This is a genomic window from Streptosporangium sp. NPDC050284 (genome assembly GCF_044459525.1).
Lineage (GTDB): Bacteria > Actinomycetota > Actinomycetes > Streptosporangiales > Streptosporangiaceae > Streptosporangium.
This window is the reverse complement of sequence record NZ_JBITIZ010000033.1, coordinates 1-26,184: the sequence shown is the minus strand read 5'-3', so window position 1 is coordinate 26,184 and position 26,184 is coordinate 1. Positions and strand designations below refer to the sequence as shown.

At 70.5% G+C, this 26,184-nt stretch carries 20 protein-coding genes and 1 pseudogene; 14 read left to right on the top strand and 7 right to left on the bottom strand.

Going from position 1 to position 26,184, the window contains the following annotated elements; translation table 11 throughout:
* Positions 1-123 precede the first annotated feature (123 nt).
* Positions 124-969, bottom strand: a complete 846-nt coding sequence (locus tag ACIBH4_RS38230; protein WP_362769738.1) for a helix-turn-helix transcriptional regulator — start codon at positions 967-969, stop codon at positions 124-126.
* Between the two features lie 190 nt (positions 970-1,159).
* On the opposite strand from ACIBH4_RS38230, the gene ACIBH4_RS38225 reads away from it, so the two are divergent.
* Complete coding sequence (locus ACIBH4_RS38225) at positions 1,160-1,426, top strand: Atu4866 domain-containing protein (RefSeq protein ID WP_362769736.1); 267 nt, start codon at positions 1,160-1,162, stop codon at positions 1,424-1,426.
* Positions 1,423-2,157: an SDR family oxidoreductase gene (locus ACIBH4_RS38220; protein ID WP_362769734.1), complete on the top strand. Its 735-nt coding sequence runs from the start codon at positions 1,423-1,425 to the stop codon at positions 2,155-2,157. Before ACIBH4_RS38225 ends, ACIBH4_RS38220 begins: the two co-directional genes overlap by 4 nt.
* A gap of 265 nt (positions 2,158-2,422) precedes the next feature.
* Here the strand turns inward: ACIBH4_RS38220 and ACIBH4_RS38215 are convergent, their stop codons facing one another.
* The gene (locus ACIBH4_RS38215) at positions 2,423-3,820 is read right to left on the bottom strand and encodes an MFS transporter (protein WP_362769732.1); all 1,398 of its coding nucleotides are present in this window, start codon (positions 3,818-3,820) and stop codon (positions 2,423-2,425) included.
* 54 nt (positions 3,821-3,874) lie between these two features.
* On the opposite strand from ACIBH4_RS38215, the gene ACIBH4_RS38210 reads away from it, so the two are divergent.
* The 3 genes and pseudogenes from ACIBH4_RS38210 to ACIBH4_RS38200 all read left to right on the top strand — a co-directional run bounded on the left by ACIBH4_RS38210 (position 3,875) and on the right by ACIBH4_RS38200 (position 6,376).
* The gene (locus ACIBH4_RS38210) at positions 3,875-5,086 is read left to right on the top strand and encodes a LacI family DNA-binding transcriptional regulator (RefSeq protein WP_362769730.1); all 1,212 of its coding nucleotides are present in this window, start codon (positions 3,875-3,877) and stop codon (positions 5,084-5,086) included.
* A gap of 104 nt (positions 5,087-5,190) precedes the next feature.
* Positions 5,191-5,627, top strand: a pseudogene (locus ACIBH4_RS38205) (transposase family protein); the annotation flags it as partial.
* Positions 5,628-5,677: 50 nt separating this feature from the next.
* Positions 5,678-6,376, top strand: coding sequence for an alpha/beta hydrolase (locus ACIBH4_RS38200; RefSeq protein WP_362769728.1), 699 nt, complete (start codon positions 5,678-5,680; stop codon positions 6,374-6,376).
* A 9-nt stretch (positions 6,377-6,385) separates the two neighbouring features.
* On the opposite strand, the gene ACIBH4_RS38195 is transcribed toward ACIBH4_RS38200, so the two are convergent.
* From ACIBH4_RS38195 to ACIBH4_RS38185, 3 genes are all read right to left on the bottom strand, one after another.
* A complete protein-coding gene (locus ACIBH4_RS38195) occupies positions 6,386-7,159 on the bottom strand; it encodes a hypothetical protein (protein WP_362769726.1) in 774 nt (257 codons plus the stop codon).
* A gap of 113 nt (positions 7,160-7,272) precedes the next feature.
* A complete protein-coding gene (locus ACIBH4_RS38190; protein ID WP_362769724.1) occupies positions 7,273-7,458 on the bottom strand; it encodes a hypothetical protein in 186 nt (61 codons plus the stop codon).
* Positions 7,459-7,514: 56 nt separating this feature from the next.
* Complete coding sequence (locus ACIBH4_RS38185) at positions 7,515-8,585, bottom strand: hypothetical protein (protein ID WP_362769722.1); 1,071 nt, start codon at positions 8,583-8,585, stop codon at positions 7,515-7,517.
* Between the two features lie 60 nt (positions 8,586-8,645).
* On the opposite strand from ACIBH4_RS38185, the gene ACIBH4_RS38180 reads away from it, so the two are divergent.
* The gene (locus ACIBH4_RS38180; RefSeq protein WP_362769720.1) at positions 8,646-9,278 is read left to right on the top strand and encodes an AAA family ATPase; all 633 of its coding nucleotides are present in this window, start codon (positions 8,646-8,648) and stop codon (positions 9,276-9,278) included.
* A gap of 120 nt (positions 9,279-9,398) precedes the next feature.
* On the opposite strand, the gene ACIBH4_RS38175 is transcribed toward ACIBH4_RS38180, so the two are convergent.
* Complete coding sequence (locus ACIBH4_RS38175; RefSeq protein ID WP_362769719.1) at positions 9,399-10,064, bottom strand: ATP-binding protein; 666 nt, start codon at positions 10,062-10,064, stop codon at positions 9,399-9,401.
* Positions 10,065-10,390: 326 nt separating this feature from the next.
* On the opposite strand from ACIBH4_RS38175, the gene ACIBH4_RS38170 reads away from it, so the two are divergent.
* Positions 10,391-12,001, top strand: coding sequence for a hypothetical protein (locus tag ACIBH4_RS38170; RefSeq protein WP_362769717.1), 1,611 nt, complete (start codon positions 10,391-10,393; stop codon positions 11,999-12,001).
* A 125-nt stretch (positions 12,002-12,126) separates the two neighbouring features.
* Here ACIBH4_RS38170 and ACIBH4_RS38165 read toward each other — a convergent pair whose 3' ends face one another.
* On the bottom strand, positions 12,127-12,705 hold the full coding sequence (locus ACIBH4_RS38165; protein ID WP_362769715.1) for a hypothetical protein: 579 nt from the start codon (positions 12,703-12,705) through the stop codon (positions 12,127-12,129).
* 350 nt (positions 12,706-13,055) lie between these two features.
* On the opposite strand from ACIBH4_RS38165, the gene ACIBH4_RS38160 reads away from it, so the two are divergent.
* The 7 genes from ACIBH4_RS38160 to ACIBH4_RS38130 all read left to right on the top strand — a co-directional run bounded on the left by ACIBH4_RS38160 (position 13,056) and on the right by ACIBH4_RS38130 (position 25,978).
* Positions 13,056-13,538, top strand: a complete 483-nt coding sequence (locus ACIBH4_RS38160) for a MarR family transcriptional regulator (protein WP_362769713.1) — start codon at positions 13,056-13,058, stop codon at positions 13,536-13,538.
* On the top strand, positions 13,510-16,347 hold the full coding sequence (locus tag ACIBH4_RS38155; protein ID WP_362769711.1) for a PEP/pyruvate-binding domain-containing protein: 2,838 nt from the start codon (positions 13,510-13,512) through the stop codon (positions 16,345-16,347). Before ACIBH4_RS38160 ends, ACIBH4_RS38155 begins: the two co-directional genes overlap by 29 nt.
* A 263-nt stretch (positions 16,348-16,610) precedes the next feature.
* On the top strand, positions 16,611-17,567 hold the full coding sequence (locus ACIBH4_RS38150) for a carbohydrate kinase (RefSeq protein ID WP_362769709.1): 957 nt from the start codon (positions 16,611-16,613) through the stop codon (positions 17,565-17,567).
* A complete protein-coding gene (locus ACIBH4_RS38145) occupies positions 17,525-18,163 on the top strand; it encodes a hypothetical protein (RefSeq protein WP_362769707.1) in 639 nt (212 codons plus the stop codon). The genes ACIBH4_RS38150 and ACIBH4_RS38145 overlap by 43 nt, the downstream gene beginning before the upstream one ends.
* Positions 18,132-18,602, top strand: coding sequence for a hypothetical protein (locus tag ACIBH4_RS38140; RefSeq protein WP_362769705.1), 471 nt, complete (start codon positions 18,132-18,134; stop codon positions 18,600-18,602). Before ACIBH4_RS38145 ends, ACIBH4_RS38140 begins: the two co-directional genes overlap by 32 nt.
* A 388-nt stretch (positions 18,603-18,990) precedes the next feature.
* Positions 18,991-20,271 carry an ROK family transcriptional regulator gene (locus ACIBH4_RS38135; RefSeq protein ID WP_362769703.1) on the top strand — a complete coding sequence of 427 codons (1,281 nt, stop codon included), beginning with the start codon at positions 18,991-18,993 and terminating at the stop codon, positions 20,269-20,271.
* A 220-nt stretch (positions 20,272-20,491) separates the two neighbouring features.
* Positions 20,492-25,978, top strand: a complete 5,487-nt coding sequence (locus tag ACIBH4_RS38130) for a ThuA domain-containing protein (RefSeq protein WP_362769701.1) — start codon at positions 20,492-20,494, stop codon at positions 25,976-25,978.
* Positions 25,979-26,184 lie beyond the last annotated feature (206 nt).

Here is a 26,184-nt window from a genome sequence, read left to right as displayed (position 1 = left end):
GATACCGCTCTCGCGGCCGCCGAGCGGTCAGTGCGTGCGTCCCTGCAGAACGCGACAATTATTCACCTTATGCCACGAACCACCATCTTTCGAAGTCGGCCTCTCTCCGGCCGGGGTCCCGGGTCAGTCGGCCGAACGGCCCAGGGACTGCCGCCGGGAGGCGCCGATACTGCCGAGGAGGGTGAGTGCCTGGGCGCTAGGGCTACCGGGTTCTGCGTGGTAGATGATCAGTTGCTGGCCGGGCGCGTCGCGCACGTCGAAGGCCTGATAGGTAAGCACCAGAGGACCGACGTCCGGGTGCATGAGATGTTTCGCGTCCCGGGTCTTGCCCCGCACGTCGTGCGCGCTCCACAGGGCCGCGAACTCGCCGCTCCGCTCGGTCAGGGTCCGTACGAGCTCGCGGAGCCGGGGATCCTCGGGGTCGAAGCCGGCCGCCTGCCGCAGGTTGGCCACGGTGGCCTGGGCGGTCCAGTTCCAGCGGGTGTAGAAGTGCCGCCCGGCGGGGTCGAGGAAGGCCATTCGTGCCAGGTTGTCGGCGGGCTCGAAGGGCGAGAACAGAGCGTCGGCCAGCGCGTTGGCGGCGAGGATGTCCAGGGTGCGGTTGATGACGAACGCGGGAGTGTTCGGGTAGCCGTCCATCAGCTGGCGCAGCGCGGGACCGACCGTGTCCGGGATCCGGCCCGGCCGCTCGTCCGGCGCGGCGCCCGCCAGCCGGTACAGGTGCGCGCGGGCGTCGGCGTCCAGGTGCAGGGCACGGCTGAGCGCGTCGAGCACCTGGGGGGAGGGACGGCGTTCACGCCCCTGTTCCAGGCGGGTGTAGTAGTCGGCGTTCATACCGGCCAGAACGGCGACCTCCTCGCGCCGCAGTCCGGCGACCCTGCGGACCCCGTAGGTCACCATGCCGACGTCTTCCGGCCGCAGGCCCGAACGGCGTGCGCGCAGAAAGTCTCCCAGCTCGTTGTTGGCCATGTCCCCAGGCTAGGCGGGCGGACGGCGGCCTGCCCGGGTGTGTCACACCCAGGACCTGCCCGGGTGTGCCGCAGCGAGGGCGCTCGCCGCCCGGGTGCGGCACACCCAGGCGGCGAGCGTCCTGGTTGGCGGTCCGCACCCGGCCCAGACTCGGTGCCGAAGGACAGATCACCACGTACGGGAGAAGAGCATGACGAGAACCGTCGATGACGGGAAGGTGGACGTGGTCGGCATGTGGGTGACCGCGGACAGCCACATCCGCCAGGAACTACGAGCGGACGGCCGGTACGACGAGGCACGCGGCGGCCGACGCAGCGCGTACACCGGCCGGTACACGGTGACCGGCGGCCATCTGGACTACGTCGACGACACCGGGTTCACCGCCACGGGTGACATCCGCGACGGTGTGCTCTACCACGAGCACCTCGTGCTGTACCGGGAGAAGGAGCGGGCATGAGGGCATCGACCAAGGTCATCGCGGTTACCGGGGCGAGCAGCGGGATCGGCGAGGCGACCGCGCTCCGCCTGGCCGCCGACGGCCATCACCTCCTCCTCGGCGCGCGGCGTACGGACCGGCTGGAACAGTTGACGGCGAAGATCACCACCGACGGCGGCAGCGCCTCGTTCCGGCGGCTGGACGTCACCGACGCCGCTGACGTGCGGGCCTTCGTGTCCGCCGCGCGGGAGCGGTACGGGCGGCTGGACGTGATGGTCAACAACGCCGGTGTGATGCCGCTGTCGCCGCTCGCGGAACTGAAGGTCGACGAGTGGGACCGGATGATCGACGTGAACGTCCGCGGGGTACTGCACGGCATCGCCGCCGCTCTGCCGGTCATGCGGGAGCAGGGCGGCGGGCACTTCGTGAACATCGCCTCCGTCGGCGCCTACGAGGTGTCGCCGACCGCCGCGGTGTACTGCGCCACCAAGTTCGCGGTGCGCGCGATCTCCGAGGGGCTGCGCCAGGAGTCCGCGGGCGACATCCGGGTGAGCGTCGTCTCCCCCGGCGTCACCGAGTCCGAGCTCGCCGACTCCATCTCGGACCCGGTGGCCCGCGAGGCCATGAGGACCTACCGGTCGGTGGCCATCCCGGCCGAGGCGATCGCGGACGCCATCGCCTTCGCGATCAGCCGGCCCGCCGAGGTCGACGTCAACGAGATCGTGATACGCCCGGCCGCCGGCGCCCAGTGACGACGTCACGCCGGAGCCTGATCCGGAAACGGGCGACCAGGCTCCGGCGGGCGGACTGCCGGATGGGATGGGGTGCACGACAGCACCGGAGCCGAACTTCCGAGCGCCATCCGGTCGCCTTGAAATCCCGGCAGATCGAAAGGCAGACGTTCGGCAGATCGAAAGTGACGACCGGCAGTAAACGATCTTTTCCATCGAGCGCTCGGGTACCAGGGAAACCTCGTACGCAGGCCACGAAGGCGAATCGGCAGGGGTCAGACGGGCGTCATGGGGTTCGACCGCTGATCTTCTCCGCATGGTGAAGGTCACCGCGCTCCCACGGGGAGCCGGTGTGGACGGCCGTTCGCAGTGCGGGCCAGGACAGGGCCGCGAGGGCGGCGGCGAGGGCGGCGACGGCCACCATCGCCCCTGACAGGCCGGTCGCCTCGGCCCAGCGCCCGACGTAGACAGGACCGGCGAGGAAGCCGAGGTAGGCCACGGTGGCCACCACGGATGTCGCCCTCCCCCGGGCGGCCTCGCCGACCTGGGCCGCGACGACACCCATCAGCGTGGGGAAGAGCACCGCCGTACCGGCCGCGGCCAGGGCGAGCCCGAGCAGGACCACGGGGACGGACCGCGCGCCGGACACCAGCAGGGTTCCGGCCGCGGCCGTCACCGCGCCGGAGATCAGCACGACCGTGGCGTACCGGGAGCCGAACGCGCCGACGGCGAAGCGGGTGAGGGCGACGACGGCGGCGAAGACCGCGGGACCTGCCGAGGCGAGCGCGGGGCCGGCGCCGGCCACGTCGGCGAGGTAGACCGCGCCCCAGCTCTGGTGGGCGTTCTCCACCGCGAAGGCGAGCGCGCCCAGGCCACCGACCACGAGCAACGGGAACAGGCGCACGACGTGCCGCCCCCGGGCGGCCCCCGCCGCGTCCGGGACGGCATCCTCGGCGCCCGAAGCGGCCCCCGCCGGAACCGGCGCGGTTTTCTCGTTGACCGGAGCGGCCCTCACCGTGTCCGGGGCGAGACTCCCGCCAACGGAGGGGACCCCCGCCGCCTCCCGGACGGTTCCCTCGGCTCCCTCGGCTCCCTCGGCGGTCGAGGCGGTCGAGGCGGTCGAGGCGGCTCGCCGGTCGGCCGCGACGCCGAGTGCCGCACCGGCCGAGGCCGCCGCGACCAGCAGGAACGGTACGACGACCGGCGCCCCCAGGCCACCGAGCAGCAGCCCTGCGGAGAGGCTGCCGACCACCACCATCGCGGAGAAGGTGCCGTGCGCCCGGGTGATGACCGGCCTGCCCGACGCCCGCTCCGCCGAGGCCGCCGCCGCGTTGATCGCGACGTCGGCCGCTCCCGAGGAGGCCCCGAGCAGCGCCAGCCCCGCCGACAGGCTCCAGAAGTCGCGCCCCGCCACGGCCACCAACGTCCCCACCGCGCCGAGCGTCACCAGCAGGAACGCGGCCACCCGAAGCCCCCAGCGGTCGACCGCCCTCCCGGTGACGAGCATCGCGGGCAGCGCTCCCGCCCCCACGAACAGCAGCGTCGTGCCCAACTGCCCGTCGCCGAGCTCGGCCTGGGCGCGGATCGCGGGCACCGAGGCGCCCCACACTCCCCAGAAAGCACCGAACGCGGCGAACCCCACATAAGCGGTACGTGCCCGAACTCCGCCCTTTCCTCCTGCCATGTGTGTAACGATACACAAATCAGCTGTGTATCGATACACAGATACCCTCGGACCATGAGCGGACGGACAACGCGACGCAGGGTGACCATGGCCGAGGTCGCCCGCGCGGCAGGCGTGTCGGTGATGACCGTCTCGTACGCCTACGGGCAACCGGGCCGGGTCTCCGACGAGGCACGGGCCAAGGTCCGCGAGGCCGCCGAGCGCCTCGGCTACCCCGGCCCGCATCCCGGCGCGCGCTCACTGCGCAGCGGCAGGACCGGCAACCTGGGCGTCGTCCTCGGCGAGCACCTCACCTACGCCTTCGACGACCCGCAGGCCACTCGTTTCCTGTCCGGTGTCGCCCAGGTCTGCGCCGATCACGGCATGGCGCTCACGCTCGTACCTGTCACGGGAAGCCCTTCCGACGTCGACCGGGTCACCGAGGCCGCCGTCGACGCCTTCGTGGTCTGGACGACCGCCGACGACGACCCCGTCATCGACGCCATCTCCGCCACCGGCCTGCCCGCCGTGGTCCACGGCGGCCCGCGCCGCGACGGCCTCTCCTTCGTCGCCGCCGACGACCGCGCCGCAGCGGCGGCCGTGGGCCGCGAGGTCTTCGCGGGAGCGCGTCACCCGGGAGTGCTGAGCTTTCCCCTCGACCGTGCGAGAGTCTCCCGCGTCGCCTTCGGCGTCCCCATTAGTCGTGTGCTTCCGGGAGCGAGCGACGCTCCCGGGAGCGAGCCTCCCCAAAACGCCGGCGCCGCTTCCGGAACCGCCGACAGCACTCCGGGCGTCACCGACGCCGGCTCCCGAACCACCTCGGCCGACGCGTCCGCAGGCATCGACCCCGACACCTCGACCTTCCGGGTCACCCGCAGGCGCCTGCGCGGCTACCGCGACGCCTGGGCCGAGACCGGCGGCGACTGGTCACAGGTCCGCGTGGCGGTCTGCTCCACCAACAGCGCACGAGAGGCCGAGACACTCGCGGCCGAGTTGCTCACCGGCCCGAACGCCTGCGACGCGATCGCCGCGATGAGCGACGAGCTGGCCCTCGGCGTCCTGCGCGCCGCCGCCCACCTGGGCCTCACCGTTCCCGGCGACCTCACCCTCGGCGGCTGGGACGACTCCGACGCCGCCGCCCCGGCCGGGCTCACCACGATCGCCCAGTCCCTGCGCGACCAGGGAGCCCGCTGCGCCCGTACCGCCCTCGGCCACCTCACCCCGGCCGACCGGGACGCCGAGGTCGCCTGGCATTTGATCAGCCGTACCTCCACCCGACGACCTTGAATGGACTTTTCTCCCCGGACGACCCAGGAAACATGAAACTCATTTCATCCCTGGGCGGCCGAGTCGCTGGTCACGACATGATCGCGAGTTGAGGGTTCGTCCTCGACCGTCCCTACTTTTCGGGCAAGCATCGGGTCCACGGCATGAACGTACAAGTGATCGCGGGCCCGGACGGGACGATCCTGCGGACGTCCGGCGCGATGCCGGGCAGCACACACGACCTGACCGCGGCCAGAGGATGGAGCATCCTGCGCGGACTGGAGAAGGCGGGGGGATCCTCACCCTGGCCGACGAGGGCTGTCAGGGGGCCGAGGCCACCGTCGTTGTCACTCCGTACAAGGGCCGGAACAAGCCTCGGTCCCGGCAACAGGCCAACCGATCACACGCCAAGCTCCGCGGACCCGGCGAGCGCGCGAACGCGCAGCTCAAGCCATGGAGAATCATGCGAAAGCTGCGCTGCGGCCCCAGCAAGGCCGGCCACCTCGTCAAGGCCATTGCCGTCCTACAGAACCACCGTGTTGCCCAGGAGACCCGAAGATGAAATGGGTTCAATGAGTCCCGACACGATGAGATGACAGGTGGTCGCCGGCTATGAGTACCTTCGTTTTGATCCATGGCGCGGGAGACGTCGGCTGGTACTGGCACCTGGTGGAGGCCGAGTTACGGGCCCGTGGGCACGACGTGGTCGCTCCGGACCTTCCCTGCGACGACGACTCGGCGGGGCTGAACGAGTACGCCGACGCGGTGATCGAGGCTGTCGGTGACCGTGAGGACCTCGTCGTGGTCGGTCAGTCGTTCGGAGGGTTCACCGCTCCCCTGGTCGCCGCTCGGCTTCCGGTCGATGTGCTGGTCCTGGTGGCCGCGATGATTCCGGCGCCCGGCGAGTCGCCGGTGGAGTGGTGGGAGAACACCGGCTTCCAGGACGCGAAACGGGAGCAGGCACGAAGTGATGGTGAAAGCACCGGCGGCACCGGGGATCCGTACGCCGACTTCTATCACGACGTGCCGCGTGAGCTGGCCGAGGAGGCCATGCGTAGGGAGCGTCCGCAGGCAGAGGCCCGGATGGATGAGCCCTGGCCCCTCGACGCGTGGCCGGACGTGCCGACGAGATTCGTGCTGTGCGATCAGGATCGTTCCTTCCCGCCTGACTTCTTTCGCCGCCTGGCGGCCGAACGCCTGAACATCACCCCTGACGAGATCACCGCCGGGCACTGCGTCGCGCTGAGCCGGCCGAAGGAACTGGCGGAAATCCTGGAAGGCTATGCTGCGGCTCGTCGAGCCGGCGGATGACGCCAACGGTCACGCCTCACCCGTCACCTCCGCCGGTACGAGACGGGCACGACGGCTTCGACGGCGCCGCACCAGGGCGGGCGTCCAAGGGGCGAGACCGATGACGAGCAGCAACGCCAGCAGCGGCGTGCGCCACCATGGCGAGATGGTCGCCGGGGGCGGTGAAGGGGGTGGCGCCACCCATGGGCGGGCGGTCTTCGCCCAGGCCAGGAAGGCGTCACCGATCGGGAGGAGGCCGAAGGCGTACCTCTTGGTCCAGGGGGTGTCGATCGGCAGCCCGGCCAGCTCGCCGTAGTTCGCCAGCGCCTCGGCGAGCGGGGCGTCGCCGTGGATCTGGGCGGTGCCGAGGGCCACCGCGGTCGCCGACAGGCTCACGCCGAGCGGGAGCGGGCCGGAGTCGACATCACCAGGGCCGTCCATGCCCACGGGGTACTCGCGTACGGCCGGTCCGAGGCCGAGCGGGGAGACGACGTAGAGGTCACGGAAGCGCCGGTACTGCTCGGCGGCGAAGGCCGGGTCGATCTCGACGAGGAAACGCTGGCCGAGGCTCTGCGAGCTGCCTCTGGCCACCTCGGCCGGGGCGCCGGTGCCGGGGTCGGCGCGGTGCGGGAGCAGGGCGAGCGTCCCGCCGCGCAGCCAGTTGGTCCAGCCCCGGTAGAAGACGCCGTGCGGCGGGGTGAGGTCCGCGCTGAACGGGGCGCGGCCGGACGGCGACTCCAGCCGGGCCAGCGCCCAGCGCGCCTCCCGCAGCGCCGCCGACCGCTCGCCGGCCGGTTCGCGCATGCCGAGCTCGACCCAGCTCAGGCCGTACAGGGCGTGCAGGAAGACGTAGCCCTCGGGGAACAGGTTCTGCGCCTGGTCTCCGGCGCCGCCGTCGAGTGCCGCGCGCAGGAAAGTCAGCTGCCGCCGACCCCGGGCGGCTCGTCGGCCGTGCCCGCCGTGGCGGGCACGACGAGCCGCACCGCGCCCAGCCGCGCGCAGACACCGACCGCGACGGCGATCACTCGTCGCAGCACCCGGTGTACCGGTGTACGCGTTCTCGGAGGCGGTGTCACCTGCGCTGCGGAGGGTGGCCTGGACATTCGATGATCTTAGTTCGGCGCGCGGTCGGCATGTCCTGCCCGTCCCCGCCGGGTCCTCAGCCGCCGAACGCGGGGTAGCCCGGCAGCGGGGGGACGTCCCAGCCGTCGGCCACGTCCCGGAGCAGCAGCCGCATCGTCTCCGCGAAGGCCGGGAACTCCTCCATGGTGCTCGCCATCTCCCAGCGGTGTCTCAGCAGCTGCCGCAGCGTCGGGACGGGACGCCGGGTCCTGTGCGCCGGCTCGTCCTTCGCCGTGCGCGGGATCAGGTTGGCCGTCAGATACACCGTCCAGAGCACGACCGCCCGCCGGATCCCGGGCTGCCAGATCTCGTCCTCGACCAGCTCCGGGTACACCTCGACGACCTCCGCGCGGTAGGTCTCCTCGATCTTCTCCGCCAGACCGGCGGGCAGCCTGAAGACGCACCAGCAGGTGGCGAAGGGCATCCGGCAGTACGCGGCCGTCATGAAGACCGGCAGGTAGCAGGCCGACTCGAAGTCGATGAGCCGCAGGCCCTGCGGGGTGAGCAGGTTGTTGTCCGGGCAGGTGTCGCCGGGGGTGAAGGCGAGAAACTCGTCCGCGCCCGTCGCCGCGATCCGTTCCAGCTCCCCGGCCAGCTCCGGCGGCGCCTCGACGCCGATCCCGGCGAGCGCCGAGGGGAACCCGGCCGCGTACCGGAAGATCCACGGCTCCTCGTCCCAGGACGGCACGCCCTTGCCGTACCCGGCGGACAGGGCGGCCAGGTCGGCGCGCCGGTGAACCGACGCGGCGGCCAGTCGCCCGAGCCCGCGCGCCCAGGCCGACAGTCCGTCCAGGGCGGCCTGCGGATCGTCGCCGAGCAGCACGTCCGCCAGTGTCGGCGCGGACCCGAGGTCCTCCATCACCAGCAGCGGGACCGAGCCGTCCACGCCCAGCAGTTCGGGACCGGCCAGCCGCAACGAGAGCCCGGCCGCCTCGGCGGTGAAGGCGCGCAGGTCATCGGGCTCCGTGCCGTACTTCTTGACGACGACGCTGCCGCCGGAAGCCGTCCGGCAGCGCAGGACGACGCTGCGCGGGCTGCCACCGAGGTCCATCGGGTCGGACAGCTCAGTTCCCACCACTTCACCGGCGGCGCGCAGGATCGCATCCATCCCGACATCCTGCATCATCCGTCTCCGGACCGGTCTCATCGCGGCAGTAAGGTCGCCGGTATGAGCGGTGTACGGGTGGTGCTGCTCGGGGGAACGTCGAACGTCGGGAAGTCGACCGTCGGCCGGGCGGTGGCCGACAGGCTCGGTTTCGAGTACCTGTCGACGGACAAGCTGGCGCGACACCCCGGGCGTCCCTGGCGGACCCCGGAATGGGAGGTGCCGGCGCACGTCGCCGAGCACTACAGAACGCTCACGGTCGACGAGCTGATCACGTCCGTGCTCGACCACTACGAACGGCTGTGGCCCCGCATCGAGGAGCTGATCACGACCCGTTCTTCCGGGACCGGCACGGGCCTGGTCCTGGAGGGGTCGGCGCTCTGGCCCGCCCGTGTCGCGGAGCTGAACGTCCCGCACACGGCCGCCGTGTGGCTCACCGCGGACGACGCCGTCGTGCGTGCTCGGGTGCGCGCGGCCGGCCGCTACGAGGTGGCGACCGGCGACGAACGATATTTGATGGACAGTTTTCTGGCTCGGACGGAGCGTTATCAGTCGCTCATGTTGGAGGTCGTCGACAGGTTGGGGCTGGATCGCATCGACACGGGTGGTGGCCGGTCCATCGCGGAGCTGGTCGACTCGGTGCTCTCGGTGGTCAACGCGCAGGACGCGTTGGGTCGGTCGTCCCCTGAGCGCTGACGACACCGACGCGATGGACCGATCGCCCTGCAGGACGGTGACCACGGCGATGCGGTTCTCCGCGTGGACACGGGACAGGGCGGGGCGTGGACACGGAACGGAGCGGGCGGGCCGCGAGGGTCACCCGCGCGTCGCGCGAGTCCGGAAGTACGCGTACGGCGGCGAGGGCACCGTGGCCGGGATGTGCCAGGCGGCCGGCAGTGCCCAGCGGGCGAAGACGACCTTTCCGCCGCCCGGTGAGGGGTAGTGGCCCCATTCGTCGGCGCACATGCCGACGAGCAGCAGGCCCCGGCCGCTCTCGTCGTCCTCCCCCGCCTCGGTGACCTCGGGCGAGCCGTCGCAGCTGTCCCAGACCTCCGCGAGCAGGCCCCCTATGGTGAGCCGGAGCCGCAGCAGGATCGGGTACGGGCCGGCGGTTCGCGCGTGGCTGCTGCCGGGTGGACGATCAGAGGTGTGCGAGTGGCCGGGCATGGGTGGATGGCCGGGAGTCGGCGGGTGGGTGTAGCCGTACGGGATCGGCGGGTTGGCGGTGGCCTTGATGGCGTTGGTGGTCATCTCGGAGACGACGAGGACACAGAGGTCGGACAGCTCCTCCAGGCCCCATATCCGCAGTTGCGCGAGCGTGAAGTCGCGTGCCTGGGAGGCCGCGGTCGGCTGCGCCGCCAGCCGCAGCTCGTTCGCGTCCAGGGAGTCCAGGGAGTCCGGGGACGGGTGGTCGGTGGCGTCCGGTTCAGGGTGAAACGGTGAGTGCATCGGTCCCGGCCGTTCGACGGGGAGCACGGTCATTGCTGGCTCCAGGGAGATTCAACAGAGGTTCGGTCGCACGTCCCCGGCGCAGAGTAGGGACGCCCCGCCCAAGCTGGTGAGACCACACGGATCCGACGGCTCAGGCGTTGTCTCAAGCCTGCTGCACGGGGCGGGCTGGAAACAGGCGACGACACCGACTCTGTTCGTCACCCTGAGGGGTCATGTCGTCCCCTAGAGCGATGTCGGTGCAAGGAGCGGTGATCTGGTCGCCGGTTTCTGCACTCGGCAGTCACCGAACGTGATCGACCAGTAACGTTCAGCCCGAAGAATCGCCGCCGGAGAACCCGCCGGGAGGGGCCGAGCCGATGCCACGTGCACCGCGCAGCGTCAAGCAACAGATGGATGCCTTCAGCGCTGAGCTTCGCGAACGTGGTTGCACGTGGGCCGAGGTCGCCGCTGAATTCAAGCGACGCTGGCGTCTGAACTCCCGCCAGGGCTTCCGTGAGGCGCATCGCCTGACACAAGCCAAGGTCTGCCATCTATGGAACGAATACTGGCCGAACGAGCCACTGACGACCCGGAAACTCGGGTCGTGGGAAGCGTGGCCCGGCCCCACCGGCAACGAGCCGCCGATCGCCGGGCTCAACCGGCTGGCACGCATATACCAGTGCCGCACCGCCGACCTGGTCGACGGTGAAGATCACCGCGATGCCGACGAGCACAACACACCGGCCGTCCGGTCCCGGGGGCGGGCGCTGGTGGCGGCTGGGGCCGCGGGCAGCCTCGGCCCCGAGGACATCCAGGGGGTGTTGGCGGCCCTGCCCACCCTGTCCACGGGTCCCGTGTCGTTCGGGACGTCGCTCGATGAGGAGTACGACGCCCTGGTGCAGGCGCTCGCCCGGTGGGCGGCGGACATGAAACGACGCGACGTCCTGGCCCTGATCAGGGCCGCCGCGGCGGCGGCGGCGGCCTCTCCACTGCTGGACCGGCTCAACGACGACGAGCTCGACCGGCTCACCCTGATCGCCGCGGAACCGTCCCGGGTGGACGAGGCCACCGTCGCTCACATCGACGCCGTGCTGCACCACTGCATGCGCCAGGAGGACAGCCTCGGCCCCCAGTCGGTGCTGGGGACCGTGCTCGCCCAGCACCACCTGGTGCGGTCGCTGATCCCGGCCGCGTCGACCGACGAGGTGCGCGACCGGCTGCTGTCGCTGTTGGCCAACATCTGCAGGTTCATCGCCTGGGTGTTGTTCAACCTCAACGACTTCAACGGGGCGAACCACTACTACGAGCAGGCCAAGTCGGCCGCGCACCAGGCCGACGACGACGCGATGAACAGCTTCGTCCTGGCCAACTGGTCGCAGCTCGCGACCTGGCGGGGCGACCCCAGGCAGGGTGTCGAGCACGCGCTGGGGGCGCTGGCCTGGGGGCAGCGCGCCAACAGCAAGCTGCTGGTGTCGTACGCCTGTGACGTGGGGGCCCGCGCCTATTCGGCGGTGTTGCGCCGCTCGGGCAAGAACGACCGTCACAAGGACCACGCCCGGTGCATGACCAGCCTCGACCAGGCCCGCCACGAGCTGGGTCACGCGGGCGAGGGCGACGTGGGGGCCAAGCTGCTCTACTTCTACGGCGACGGACAGTATCTGTCGACCAAGACCAAATGCCTGCTGGACATGGACGACGCCCAGACCGCGATCGAGATGGCCGCCCGGTCCCTGACCCGGATCGATCCGGCGTTCGTCCGCAACATGGCGTTCATCCATCTGGATCTGGCGCGCGGGCACCTGCGGCTGCGCGGTATCGACGAGGCGTGCGAGCAGATCGGTGAGGCCGCCCGTCTGACCTGCAGAAACACCTCGCCGCGGCTGGCGCGCTCGGTGGTGGAGGTCCGCGAGACGCTGAATCCGTGGGCGAGGACCCGTCATGTCGTCGCCCTGGACGAGAAGCTGCACGCCTTCCAGCTCATCGCCTGACCGTTTTCCGATCCTTCGCCTCACGGCTCGCGGTTCATCGTTTGACGGCTCGCGGTCCATCGCGAGCGATCAGCGCGCCACGGGCGTCCACGATCGATCAACGTACGCCGGGCGTTCACGACCGATCAGCGTGTCCCTGGCATCTTCTCCAGCACCAGGATGTCGAAGACAGGGGCGGGGATCGGCGGGTCCATCAGCCTGTGGGACACCTTCCGCCATCCCCATCTGCGGTAGATCTCCCGGGTCCGTACGGCCTTGGGCTGCACCGAGAGGGTGGCTCGTTCGGCCCCTGACCCGGAGAGCAGTTCGTCGTGGATCCGGTGCCCGACTCCGGCGCCCCGCCGGTCGGACAGCACTCCGTAGTCGATGAGGGCGAACGTCCTGGTCCCGGTCTCGGCCGCGAACTCCTCGCCGACCGGTTCCGCCAGCGTGCTCCACCAGCGGGTGTCGGCGGGCAGCAGGTATCCGTACCCGAACCCGATGAACTCCGGCCCGGAGCGCGCGGTGGTGAGCCGGAACCCTCGCCGCTCGGCCAGCTCGGGAAAGTAGGAGCGTTGGTTGGCGAACTCGGCGGCGCTGCCGTTGAACGGAGGTGGTGAGAACACCGCCTCATAGAGGTCGCAGATCGTCCCGGCCAGCGCGAGCGCCTCCCGGCGACCGTGTGTCTCTATGGTCATATCGGTGATGGTGGTCGTGTCGGTCATGCTCGTCTCCTCGCTCGCGCCGCCCTCCCCCTTCGAGAGGTTTTACCCGTGGGCGGGCGCACTAGCCGCTCCGGTTCACGCGGGGAAGCCGGGTGGTGGGTGCGGGTGGCTCTTCGCGAGGTCGGCCGGCGGTGCGGTGGCGAGCCGGTACGGGGCGAAACTCGCGCCGCCACGGATCGGCTCCTGCGCCGGATAGATGCCCTCGCCTCACCGGTTGAAGTGCGTGCCCACCGCCGAACCGGAAGGCGCGGCGGACAGGCCGCGCTAATTTCACCACTTGTTGACTTCCTGGCATCTCCGGTTTAACGTTGTGGCGACGCATTAGTTGCAGTGATGCAAGGAGTTAGCCGATGAACCCCGTGGGCGGCGCGGAGCGCGACCGGCTGGCCGACGACATCGGCGATCTCCGGCGGGCGCTCATCCCCGGTCTACTGCTCCATCTGCTGAGCGGGTTCGAGGACGACGAGCCTTCCATGATCCAGATCGCCACGCTCTACACCCTCGACGTCCCGGCCCCCCCGACGCTCCGCGAACTCGCCGGGCGCGTCAGCCGATCCGTCTCGGCCACCAGCCGCCTGGTCGACCAGCTCGTACGACGAGGGCTCGCCGGTCGCCGGGAGGATCCCGGCGACCGGCGGGTGCGGCGGATCACCCTCACCCCTGCCGGAGCGGACTTCCTCCGCACGTTCGAGCGCGTCCGTGCCGACGCCCAGCTCGAAGTCATGGCCTATCTGACCGCCGAAGAACGCGAGCTCGTGATCCGAGCCACGGCGCTTCTCGGCGAAGCCTCAAGGAGACGCGCCCATGCCCAAGCCTCTCGTCCTGAGATTTGATGACATCGGGGCGGAGATGCTGCCCCTGGTCGGCGGCAAGGCCGCCAATCTCGGCGTGCTCACCGCCGCCGGGCTTCCCGTTCCCCCCGGTCTGTGCGTCACCACCGAGGCGTACCGCAGGGTCACCGAGCGAGCCGGGCTGGAGGACGTGCTCGCGGCACTCGCCACGACGTCCGCCGGGGACGTCCCCGCCCTGAACGCGCTCGCCGCGAAGGCTCGCGAGCTCGTGCTCGCCGCGCCGGTCCCCGGCGACATCGCGAGCGCCGTACGCGACAGCGCGACCGGTCCCGTCGCGGTCCGCTCCTCCGCGACCGCCGAGGACCTGCCGCACGCCAGCTTCGCCGGGCAGCAGGACACCTACCTCAACGTGATCGGCGCCGACGCCGTGCTGGACGCGGTCCGGCGGTGCTGGGCCTCCCTCTGGACCGACCGGGCCGTCGCCTACCGGGCCGCGAACGGCATCGACCACCGCGCGGTGCGCCTGGCGGTGGTCATTCAGGAGATGGTCCAGTCGGAGGTGGCCGGGGTGATGTTCACCGCCAATCCGGTCACCGGGCGGCGCCGCGAGGCGGTGATCGACGCCAGTCCCGGGCTCGGCGAGGCCGTGGTCTCCGGCACGGTCAACCCCGATCACTTCGTGGTCGACACCGCCACCGGTGAGATCACCGAGCGTCGCCTCGGCGACAAGCGGCTGGTCGTACGGTCGCTGGCGGGCGGCGGTGTCGAGCAGGTCGAGGTGCCGCCCGTGAACCCGTCGTCCCTGGTGGAGTCCACCGAGAACGCCTGCGTCACGGACGCGTGGGTGCGGGCGCTGGCCGAGCTCGGCGACCGGGTCGAGCGGCACTACGGAGCGCCCCAGGACACCGAGTGGGCGATCGACGCCGACGGCGTCCTCTGGCTGACCCAGTCGCGTCCCATCACCACGCTTTATCCGATCCCCCACCACGCGGAGCCATCCGCGAGCCCTTCGTCCGTGGCGGGCAGTACGGGCACAGGCACGAGCAGCGCGAACACGAGGGAAACAGGCGCGGACGGCACAGGCGCAGAGGGAGCACACGCGGAAGAAACCGGCGCCCTGGACGCGCGGCCCGGAGGCGTCGAGCCCGAGGGCACGCGGGTCTACTTCTGCTTCAGCCTGGCCCAGGGGCTCTACCGGCCGATCACCCCCATGGGCATGTCGGCCTTCAGGCTGCTGTCGTCGTCGGCAATGGAGATCGTGGGGATCCCGGTGGCCGACCCGGTGGCCGGGGCCCCCGTCATCGCGGAGTCGGGCGGGCGGCTGTTCTTCGACATCACCGGCTTCATGCGCGGCAGGGTGGGCCGCGTCGTCTTCCCGAGGATGCTCGACGTGATGGAGGCCAGGTCGGCGAAGGTGCTGCGCGGGCTGCTCGACGATCCCCGGTTCAGCATCACCCAGCCCTCGCTCCGGCCGCCCCTGCGCCGGGCGGTCAGACTCGCGTCCCGCTTCCGCGCCCCGCAACGCGCCGTACGGGCCCTGTTCGACCCCGCGTCGGCGCACCGGGACGTGGAACTGCTGAACGCGCGTCTGCGCAGGGAGCTGAGCGCGCCCGAGGGCTCCACCCCGATCCAGCGTCTCGACCACGTGGAGCGGGTGCTGAGCCACCGGGTCTTCCCGCTGATGCCGACGATCGCTCCGGCCGTGGCGGTCGGGTTCGGGATGCTCGGCCTGGCCGCCAAGGCGCTGGGTGACCGGGCCAGGCCGGGTGAGCTGCAGACGGTCCTGCGCGGGCTGCCGCACAACGTGACCACCGAGATGGATCTGGCGCTGTGGCGGGTGGCCGCTCGCATCCGCGAGGACCGCGAGGCCGCCTCCCTGCTGCTGGGCACTCCCGCCGCCGAGCTGACCGAGCGCTTCCGCACCGGATCGCTTCCCGGCGTGGTGCAGAAGGGCCTGACGGACTTCCTCTCCGTCTACGGCGTCAGGGCCGTCGCCGAGATCGACCTCGGGCTGCCGCGCTGGTCGGAGGACCCGACCCACATCATCGGCGTTCTCGCCAACTACCTGCGGCTGGAGGACCCGGCCCTCGCCCCCGACGCGCTGTTCGCCACGGGCGCCGCCGAGGCCGCCCTCATGATCAAGACCTTGAGCGGGCGCGCCGGAGGTCTTCGAGGGCGGTTCGTCCGCTTCGCGCTCGGCAGGACCCGGGCGCTGGCGGGTCTGCGGGAGATGCCCAAGTACGCCGTCGTGACCGCCCTGGCCGCGATGCGGGCCGAGCTGCTCGCCGTCGGTGTCGAGCTGGCGGCGCGCGAGCTGCTCGCCGATGCCGACGACGTCTTCTTCCTCACCTTCCGCGAGGCCAGAGGGGCCCTCGACACCGCCTCGCCCGGCGAGGCCGCGCGCCCCGCACCGGCGGAGCTCGTGGCACGGCGGCGCGAGGAGGCCGCCCGTGAGCTGCGCCGCAGGCATGTCCCCCGCGTCCTGCTGTCGGACGGCACCGAGCCGGAGGCCGTCGGCGTACCGGCGCCGGTGGACGGTGCGCTGACCGGCACTCCGGCCTCGGCCGGCACCGTCACCGGCGTCGCCCGGGTCGTCCTCGACCCGGTCGGCGCGCACCTGGAGCCCGGGGAGATCCTGGTCTGTCCCTCCACCGACCCCGGCTGGACCCCGCTCTTCCTCACGGCGGGCGGCCTGGTGATGGAGATGGGCGGCGCCAACTCCCACGGTGCCGTGGTGGCCCGAGAGTACGGCATTCCCGCAGTGGTGGGGGTGAGGGGGGCGACCGAGCACATCGTCACCGGCCAGGAGATCACCGTCGACGGTGCCTCCGGCGTCGTCACCGCCACCTGAGCGGGCACGGCCGGCCCTGACTCACCCACGGCTCCCCTCACGGCTCGCTCACGGCCCTGCGGCTCGCTCACGGCCCACTCGTGGTCACGTGGGCGAGCCCGCTACCGGTGATGTCGCCGGAGCGCCTGCCGTGCCGTCTTCACGAAGATCCTTCACGAAGATCCTCCAGGAAGATGCCCTCACGAAACCGACCCGGAAGATGCCCGGGGGACCGTCTCCACGAAGATGCCTTCAAGAAGACACCTCCACGAAAGGCAGGGATCATGCCCTCCACCCAGGTCGCCGTGCTCGGCGAGTGCGTCGCCGACGCGTTCACCGCCGACAGTTCGGAGAACGAGCTCACCCTGCGCGTTCTCCCGGGTGGCGGGCCCGCGAACACCGCGGTGGCCCTGGCGCGCCTGGGCACCCCCACCCGCTTTCTCGGACGCCTGTCGGGCGACGCCTTCGGCTCCCTGTTCCGCGCGCGCCTCACCGCCTCGGGGGTCGATCTCGGCGGCTGCGTCGCCGCCGTCGAGCCGAGCACCCTGGCGGTGGCCACCCTGGACAAGTCGGGACAGGCCCGCTACTCCTTCCACGCCAATGGCACCGCCGACTGGGGATGGAGCGCGGCGGAGCTCACCGCGGGGCGGATCGGCGACGTCTCCTGCCTGCACACCGGCTCGCTCGCCCTGGTCCGCGCGCCGGGCGCGGAGGTCGTCGAGGAGGCACTGGCGGCGACCGCCGCCCACGCCACGATCTCGATCGACCCCAACGTGCGGACCGCGCTCGTCGACGCGGCCGTCTACGCCGAGCGGATGCCCCGGTGGTGCGCGCTGGCCGACATGATCAAGCTGAGCGACGACGACCTGGAGCACATTCACCCCGGCGAGCCCGTCGAGCGGGTCTGCGACACCTGGCACGACGCCGGGGTCCGTCTGGTCGTGGTGACCCGCGGCCCGCGGGGGGCGCTGCTGTCCGTCGACGGTGAGCGTGCCACGGTCCCCACGCCGCCCACGGAGGTCGTCGACACCGTCGGCGCCGGTGACTCCTTCACCGCCGGGCTCCTGCACCGGCTGGACGCCTCCGGCCTGCTCGGCGGGCGGCTCGACCGGCTCGACCTCGACCTGGCGGTGGACGCCGCGACCTTCGCCGCCCGGGTCGCCTCGCTCACCTGCTCGGTGGCCGGCGCCAACCCTCCGTGGGTGGGCGGGCCCACTGGGCTCGTCGCCTCCCGCCCCTGAAAACCCTTCCCCCTGAAATCCTCCCTCCGCGAGACCTCCGCGAGCACGCCGAGGCTGAGCGGGGGCCGCGACCGGGGGATCCGGCGGCCCCCGGGCGCTACACGGTCGTCCACGACGAGTACGACCTCGGCGACACCGCCATCACCCTGGCCGGCCTCGGCGGCAGGCAGGCCGGGATCCGCGCGAAGACGTACCCGCCGAAGGAGGCCACCGGCAGGCTTCCCCTCGTCGTCTTCCAGCACGGCCGCCACTCCGCGTGCTACAACCCCGTCACGCGCCAGACGTCGAACACCACCTGGCCGTGCCCGGCCGGGCAGCAGCCGATCCTCGGCTTCACCGGGTACGGCGGCCCCGCCGACGTGCTCGCCAGTCACGGGTACGCCGTCGTGTCGGTCAGCGCCAACGGCGTCAACGCCGCCGACAACCCGTTCAGCGAGGACCGGGCACGCTCGCACGCGGCGAGGTCGTCATGCGCCATCTCGGCCTGCTCGCCGACGCGACGAAGGGGAGGGCGACGCCAAGCTCGTCGAGCTTTTCGAGGGCCGCCTCGACATGGACGACCCGATGTCGTCCTTCGACGAGGTCAACCTGCGTGACGTACGAGAGGTCCGCCTCACCGGCGCGAGCCCCACCAGCGGCGTGTACCTGGGCAACCTCGCGTTCTCCGACGTCCGCGTGGGCAGGTCCGAGCTGGACGAGTTGCCGCAGGTCTCGCTGCAGAGTCCCACGCTCCCCGAAGGGGACGGTCCCGGCGTCGCCACCATGACACTGACGCTCTCGGGCCGGAGCAAGAAACCGGTGACGGTCGACGTCCAGTCGATCGTCACCGGCGTCGCACCGGTGATCACGGCGCTGGCCCAGCAGGTCGTCATCCCCGTCGGGACGAGGTCGGCCACCTTCGAGGTGCCGATCGTGGGCGACACCACACCGGCGACGACCGCCCAGTCATACCGGGTGGTCGCGTCCGTGCCGACGAACGCGACGATCGGAAGTGGGTTCGCCCGCCTCGTCGTCACCGACGACGACGCGCTCTGACCTCGAACGCAACGGGTACGAACGAAGCGGGCACGGCCGTCGGGCCGTGCCCGCTTCGTTCGTGCCCGTCTCCGTGAGTCCGGCGGCCCCCCAGCACGGCCGGCGCGATGTTCTCGGTCGGTCCGTCCCCGCGACGGCTCGACGCGGTGCGGGCGCCGGGACCGATGGGGGCCTCAGCCGCTCCGCGTGGCCGGTCGGAGCGAGGACCATCCGGCCCGGAGGAGACGCGCGGCGAGAAACGTAACAGTACGTAACATAAGGCAACTCTCTCACCTGCGCATACGTGAAGATGTCAACTCGTTACCTCGCAACAAGGTGCACACCGGACACTTGCGTGTTACAAACCTCATTAGTTGATTGCCGAGACAAAAGAAGGCGGTGGCCACGCATGACCCACGGGTACAGCGTCACCCACGCGACCGGCACCGCCTTGCCGACCAGCTCCCCCATGGTGCGCCAGACAAACCTCTCCCTGGTCCTGCGCCACCTGCGCGACAACGTGTCCCAGTCCCGGGCCGACATCGCGGAGGCGACCGGCCTGCACCGGGCCACGGTCTCCAACCTGGTGTCCGAACTGCTCGACCGGCGACTGGTCCGCGAGGTCGACACCGAGCACGTCGGCGCGATCGGCCGCCCACGGCGGCCCCTGGCCCTGCACGGCACGCACGTCGGCGCGCTGGGCCTGGAGATAAACGTCGACTACATCTCGGTCCACGGATCCGACCTCGGCGGCCGGGTCCTGGTGGAGCGCCGGATCGGCTTCAACGCGATCGCCGGCGGACCGGATCACGCGCTGCGCATGCTCGGCCGGATGGCCATGGAGGCCATCGAGGCGATGAGACTTGCCGGGGCCGTCCCTGCCGGTCTCGGGGTGGCGGTCCCGGGCCTGGTCGACGTGGCGCGTGGCGTCGTCACGTTCGCACCCAACCTGGGCTGGCACGACCTGCCCCTCGCGGAACGCCTCTCCGACGCACTCGGCACAGGGAACGTTCCAGTATCGGTGGACAACGACGCCAACCTCGCGGCCGTGGCCGAGCACACCGTCGGCGTCGCCGCCGGCACCCCCCACCTCGTCTACCTGACGGGCGAGGTCGGCGTGGGTGGCGGCATCTTCGTCGACGGCAAGCTGCTGCGCGGCGCGGACGGCTTCTCCGGCGAGGTCGGCCACCTGCCGGTCGACCCGGGCGGCATCCGCTGCGGCTGCGGGCGGCACGGCTGCTGGGAGACCAAGGTGGGCCTGGCCGCGCTGGTACGGGCGACCGAGCCGGACCAGGCGCGCAGGCCGGCCGATCTGCCGGTATCCGACCCCGAGGAGCACGCCACGGAGATCGCCAGAGGACTGGTCGCGGGCGACCGGCAGATGACGGACGCGGTCGCGCAGGTAGGGCGGTGGCTCGGGCTCGGCGGCTCGATCCTGGCCAACCTGTTCAACCCGCGAGTGATCGTCGTCGGCGGCTACTTCGCCACGCTCGCCGAATGGCTGTTACCCCACGCCCAGGCGGAGCTGGAGCGGCTCGTCGTGGCCGGCTCCGCCAACCGGTGCAGGTTCGTCGCCTCCGATCTCGGCTTCGGAGCCGCCTCACGGGGCGCGGCGAACATGGTGGTCAACCGGCTCATCGACCATCCAACCATGATCACGGATCCGTTACCCCAGCTCTCGACCGGCTAACGGATCCCCACAAGCCTGGAGGCGGCACCCTCCAGATCACCGCAGTACCCAACCTCATCCCCATGTAACAAGTGGCACCAGCGCGGCGGCGCGCGCTTTGCCTGACGACCCCCCAGTCAGGAAAGGGATCACCATGTCACCACGTTCTCGAACGTGGGCCGGGCTCTCCAAGAGCCTGCCGTTAACAGAAAACCGCTCCCTACGTCGGACGGCGGCGATGATGGCTCTGGCCATCGTCGCGCCCCTGCTCCCTGTCTTCACATTCCTGACGTCACCGGCGAACGCCACCACCGGCTCCGCCTCAACCAGCCTGGCGTCGGCGGCCAACGTCGCCGATCCCGACTTCAAGGTCCTGGTCTTCTCCAAGACCAGCGGCTTCCGGCACGACTCGATTCCCGAGGGAATCGCGGCGGTCCAGCAGCTCGGCCTGGAGAACAACTTCGCGGTCGACACGACCGAGGACAGCGCCAAGTTCACCGACGCCAACCTGGCTCAGTACCAGGCCGTCATCTTCATGTCCACGACCGGCGACCCCGTGACCACGCCGGACCAGAAGGCCGCCTTCGAGCGCTACATCCAGGGTGGCGGCGGCTTCGCCGGCGTCCACGCGGCCTCTGACAGTGGCTACAACTGGGAGTGGTACGGCAAGCTCGTCGGCGCGTACTTCAAGTCGCACCCGGCGATCCAGCAGGCCACCGTCAAGGTCGAGGACCCCGCGCACCCCTCGACGGCGCACCTGCCGACCTCGTGGACCCGTACCGACGAGTGGTACGACTACACGACCAACCCGCGTGCCAACGTGCACGTGCTCGCGTCGATGGACGGGAAGTCCTACACCGGTGCCACCATGGGCATCGACCACCCGACGGTGTGGTGTCAGGACTACGACGGCGGACGCTCCTGGTACACCGGCCTCGGCCACACCAAGGCGAGCTTCGTCGAGCCGAACTTCCTGAAGATGCTCCTCGGCGGAATCAAGACCGCCGCGGGCGCCGAGAAGGCCGACTGCTCGGCCTCGCAGAGCGGCAGCTTCGAGAAGGTCACGCTCGACGACAACACGTCGAACCCGATGATGACCGACATCGCCAAGGACGGGCGGGTCTTCTACATCGACCGCCTGGGCGACGTGAAGGTCATCAAGACCAACGGCTCGACCGTGACGGCCGGCCGTCTGAACGTGTTCACCGCCAACGAGAGCGGTCTGCTCGGCCTGGCGCTGGACCGGAACTTCGACACCAACAACTGGCTGTACCTCTTCTACTCGCCGGTGGGCCAGAACGTCGACCGGCTGAGCCGGTTCACGGTCAACGGCGACACGCTCGACTTCTCCAGCGAGAAGGTCGTCCTCGACGTGCCGGTGCAGCGGGCCGAGTGCTGCCACCACGGTGGCGGCATGCTCATGGACCACAAGACCGGCGACCTGTGGCTGGCCACCGGTGACAACACCAACCCGTTCGCCTCGGACGGCTACACGCCGATCGACGAGCAGTCCGGCCGGTCCTCCTGGGACGCTCAGCGCACCTCGGGCAACACCAACGACCTGAGCGGCAAGCTGCTGCGCATCACCCCGCAGGCCGACGGCACCTACACCGTGCCGAGCGGAAACCTGTTCCCCGCGGGCACGGCCAAGACCAAGCCCGAGATCTACGCCATGGGCTTCCGTAACCCGTTCCGCATGGGCCTGGACCCGAAGACCGGCTTCCCGATGGTCGCCGACTACGGACCCGACGCCGGCTCCGCGAATGCCAACCGTGGTCCGCGCGGCACCGTCGAGTGGAACCTGGTCGACAAGCCGGGCAACTACGGCTGGCCGTTCTGTGTGGGCGACAACACCCCGTACAACGACTACAACTTCGCCACCAAGGTGTCGGGCGCCGTGTTCAACTGCGCCGCGACGACCAACGACTCGCCCAACAACACCGGTCTGACCACGCTGCCCCCGGCGATCGCGGCGAAGATCTGGTACGTCAGCTCCACCAACGCGAACTCCTTCCCGGAGCTCAACGGTGGCGCGCCGATGGCCGGTCCGGTCTACCGCTACGACGCCGACCTCGCGTCGACCGTCAAGTGGCCGGCCTACTGGGACGGCAAGGCGATCTTCGGTGAGTGGAACACGAACAAGATGTTCTCGTTCCAGCTCAACGAGGCCGGCACCGCCCAGATCAAGATCAACCAGATCCTGCGGTCCATGAGCTTCAAGCGCCCCATGGACATCAAGTTCGGTCCCGACGGCGCGCTGTACCTGATCGAGTGGGGCTCCGGCTTCGGCGGCGACAACGCCGACTCCGGCATCTACCGCATCGAGTACACCAAGGGCGTCCGCCCGCCGGTCGCCCGCGTCTCCGCGGACAAGACCGACGGCCCGGCACCGCTCACCGTGCAGTTCTCCAGCCAGGGATCGAGCGACCCGGACGGCAAGCCGCTCACCTACTCGTGGGACTTCGACGGTAACGGCACCGCCGACTCGACCGAGGCCAACCCCTCGCACACCTACACCCAGGCCGGGCAGTACAGCGCGGTCCTGACCGTCAGCAACGCCGACGGCGTCACCGCCACGGCGAACCTGCCGATCACGGTGGGCAACACCCGTCCGACGGTGACCCTCGAACTGCCCCCGAACGGCGGGTTCTTCGAGTTCGGCGACCAGGTGAAGTACAAGATCGTCGTCACCGACCCCGAGGACGGCACGATCGACTGTGACGACGTCCAGATCCAGGCGTACCTGGGCCACGACAGTCACGGTCACCCGCTCGACCAGCACGAGGGCTGTGAGGGCACCATCCAGACGCTGTCCGACAGCGGCCACGGCATCGACGACAACCTGTTCTACATCCTTGAGGCGACCTACACCGACAAGGGCGGCCAGGGTGGCGCCCAGTCGCTGACCGGGCGGGCCGAGGTCATCCTCCAGCCCAAGCGCAAGCAGGCCGAGCACTTCTCGTCGACCGGCCGGGTCGCGGACGGAACGGGAACGGACGCCGCCGGCGTCCAGGCCGAGACGACCACCGACCCTCAGGGCGGCGCCCAGAGCATCGGCTTCACCACCGACGGCGACTTCTGGTCCTACACCCCGCTCAACCTGGGCGGTATCTCCCAGGTCCGGTTCCGCGTCTCCTCGGGCGGTGCCGGCGGCACGGTGCAGATCAAGGCGGGTAACGCCGACACCGGGACCCTGCTGGGCTCGGTCGACATCGCGCCCACCGGCGGCTGGCAGACGTTCCAGGACGTCACGGTCGACCTGAACAACGTTCCGGCGACGACCGGCCCGGTGTTCTTCATCGTGCGCAAGCCGGCGAGCGCGGCCAACGACGCCTACCTGCTCAACTTCAACTGGGTCGACTTCATCGGCCAGGGCGTCACCGACAACCAGCGTCCGACGGTGGACGCGACGGCCACCCCGACCACGGGCGTCGCCCCGCTGAAGGTCGACTTCACCTCGACCGCCACCGACCCCGACAACAACACCCCGCTCACCTACAAGTGGAACTTCGGCGTGAACGGCTCGCCGCAGCCGACCACCGCCGACGCCAGCTACACCTACAACGCCCCCGGCACGTACAACGCCACGGTGACCGTGACCGACTCCAAGGGCGCCGCGGCGAGCAAGACGCTCACGATCAAGGTGGACCCGCCGACCACCGCGTGCCTGAGTGGTCGTTCCGACGACTTCCTGGGCACCGAGCTCGACAGGAACCGCTGGTCGGTCGTCCGTGAGGACCAGAACCTCAAGGTCGCCGGCGGCAACCTCGTCCTGCCGACCTCGCTCACCGACATCTACGGCACCGGTACCGGAACCACGACCAACATCGTGCTCCAGCCGATGCCGCAGGGTGCCTGGACGGCCACCACCAAGGTCACGCTGAACGCCCGCGACATGTACCAGCAGGCGGGTCTGATCATCTACGGCGACGACGACAACTACGCCAAGATGGTGCTCCAGGCGCGGGGGACGAACGACCACGCCGCTCGCGTCTTCCAGTTCATCCGTGAGGAGAACGGCACGCCCAACGAGGTGACGGACAGCAACACCGCCAGCCTCGGGGACGCCTACCCCGACACGGTGTACGTGAGGTTCGTCAGCGACGGCACCAACATCACCGCCCACTACTCCTCGGACGGCACCACCTTCACGGCGATGCCGCAGACCAAGGCCCTCGCCGGGATCACCAACCCGAGGATCGGCTTGCTCTCCCTGGCGAACACGGGCACCCGCCCGATCGTCGACGCCTCCTTCGACTGGTTCCAGATCAACCCCGACGACACCGCGGGCAGGCCGGCGCCGAACGACGAGTTCAACGGCTCGTCCCTCGACACCTGCCGCTGGGACGCGATCGTCCGTAGCGACACCCCGACCGTCCGGGTCACCGGCGGCAACCTGGAGATCGACACCACCACGGGTGACATCTACGGAAGCACCAACGGCACTCCGAAGAACTTCATCCTGCAGACGGCGCCGAGCGGCGACTGGACGCTGGAGACGAAGGTCGACGGGTCGGCGTTGAACGAGCAGTACCAGCAGGGCGGCCTGATGGTCTACGCCGACGACGACAACTACGTGAAGCTCGACTACCTCACCGGTAACACCGCGGGTTCCGCGGTGTCGCGCCGGATCGAGCTGCGCAGCGAGATCGGCGGGACCGTCCAGAACCCGCAGCCGCAGACCGGCACGCTCACCCAGGGCGTCTGGCACCTGCGTCTGAAGAAGGAGGGCACCACCTTCAAGGGCTCCTACTCCGCCGACGGCACCACGTGGACCGATATGGCGCAGACGGTGGCGAACACCGCCGTCGGCAACGGCAAGATCGGCGTGTTCACCCTCGGCACCGCGCAGCAGGCGTCCAAGACGGTCAAGTTCGACTACTTCCGCCTCACCGGCGGTGGAACGGCCGACACGACCGCCCCGGTGACCACGGCCACCCCGAACCCGGCGCAGCCGGAGAACGGATGGTTCACCGGTCAGGTCCTGGTCACGCTGGCCGGCGCCGACGAGGCGCAGGGCAGCGGCGTCGACAAGACCGAGTACCAGCTCGACGGCGGCGCCTGGACCACGTACACCGCGCCGGTCGCCATCACCGGCGACGGTGACCACAACCTGGCGTACCGCTCCGTCGACAAGGCGGGCAACGTCGAGGCGACCAAGACGCTCGCCGTCAAGGTCGACGCGAAGGCTCCGACGACGACCTCGACGGTCGGCTCGCCGGACAACGGCGGGGTGCCGGTCACCCTCTCCGCGACGGACGAGACGTCCGGCGTGGAGAAGATCGAGTACTCCCTGGACGGCGGCGACTGGACGCCCTACACCGAGACGGTGAACGTCACCGGTGAAGGCGACCACGAGCTGCGCTACCGCGCCACCGACAAGGCCGGGAACGTCGAGGAGATCAAGACCCAGACCGTCACGGTGTCGGCCGCTCCGTCGGTCCCGCTCACCGTTACGGCCCAGGCTCGTTGCGTGGGTACCACGGCGCACCTGGCGGTCACGGCCGTCAACAACGGCACCGTGCCCGCCAACATCACCCTGACCACCCCCTACGGTTCCAAGACGGTCACCAACGTGGCCCCGGGCAAGCAGGCCTACCAGTCCTTCAACACCCGGACCGGGCAGCTCGCCGCCGGCACCGTCACCACCAGCGGCACCGCCACCATCGGCGGCCAGCCGGTTACCACCGACTACGAGACCGCCTACACCGCGCTCAACTGCGGCTGACCTGACCGGCGGCGACCACGGCGTACGCGCCGCGGTCGCCGCCCTGATCAACCGGGGCCGGCCGACAGACCGGCCGGCCCCGCCCCCCATAAACGGAGCAAGCCCATGAAAACCACCCGCACCACCCGGGTCATCGCCGCGTCCCTGCTCGGCCTCGCCCTCGCCGCCACCGCCGCCCCCGCGATGGCCTCCGCCGACCCCGACGA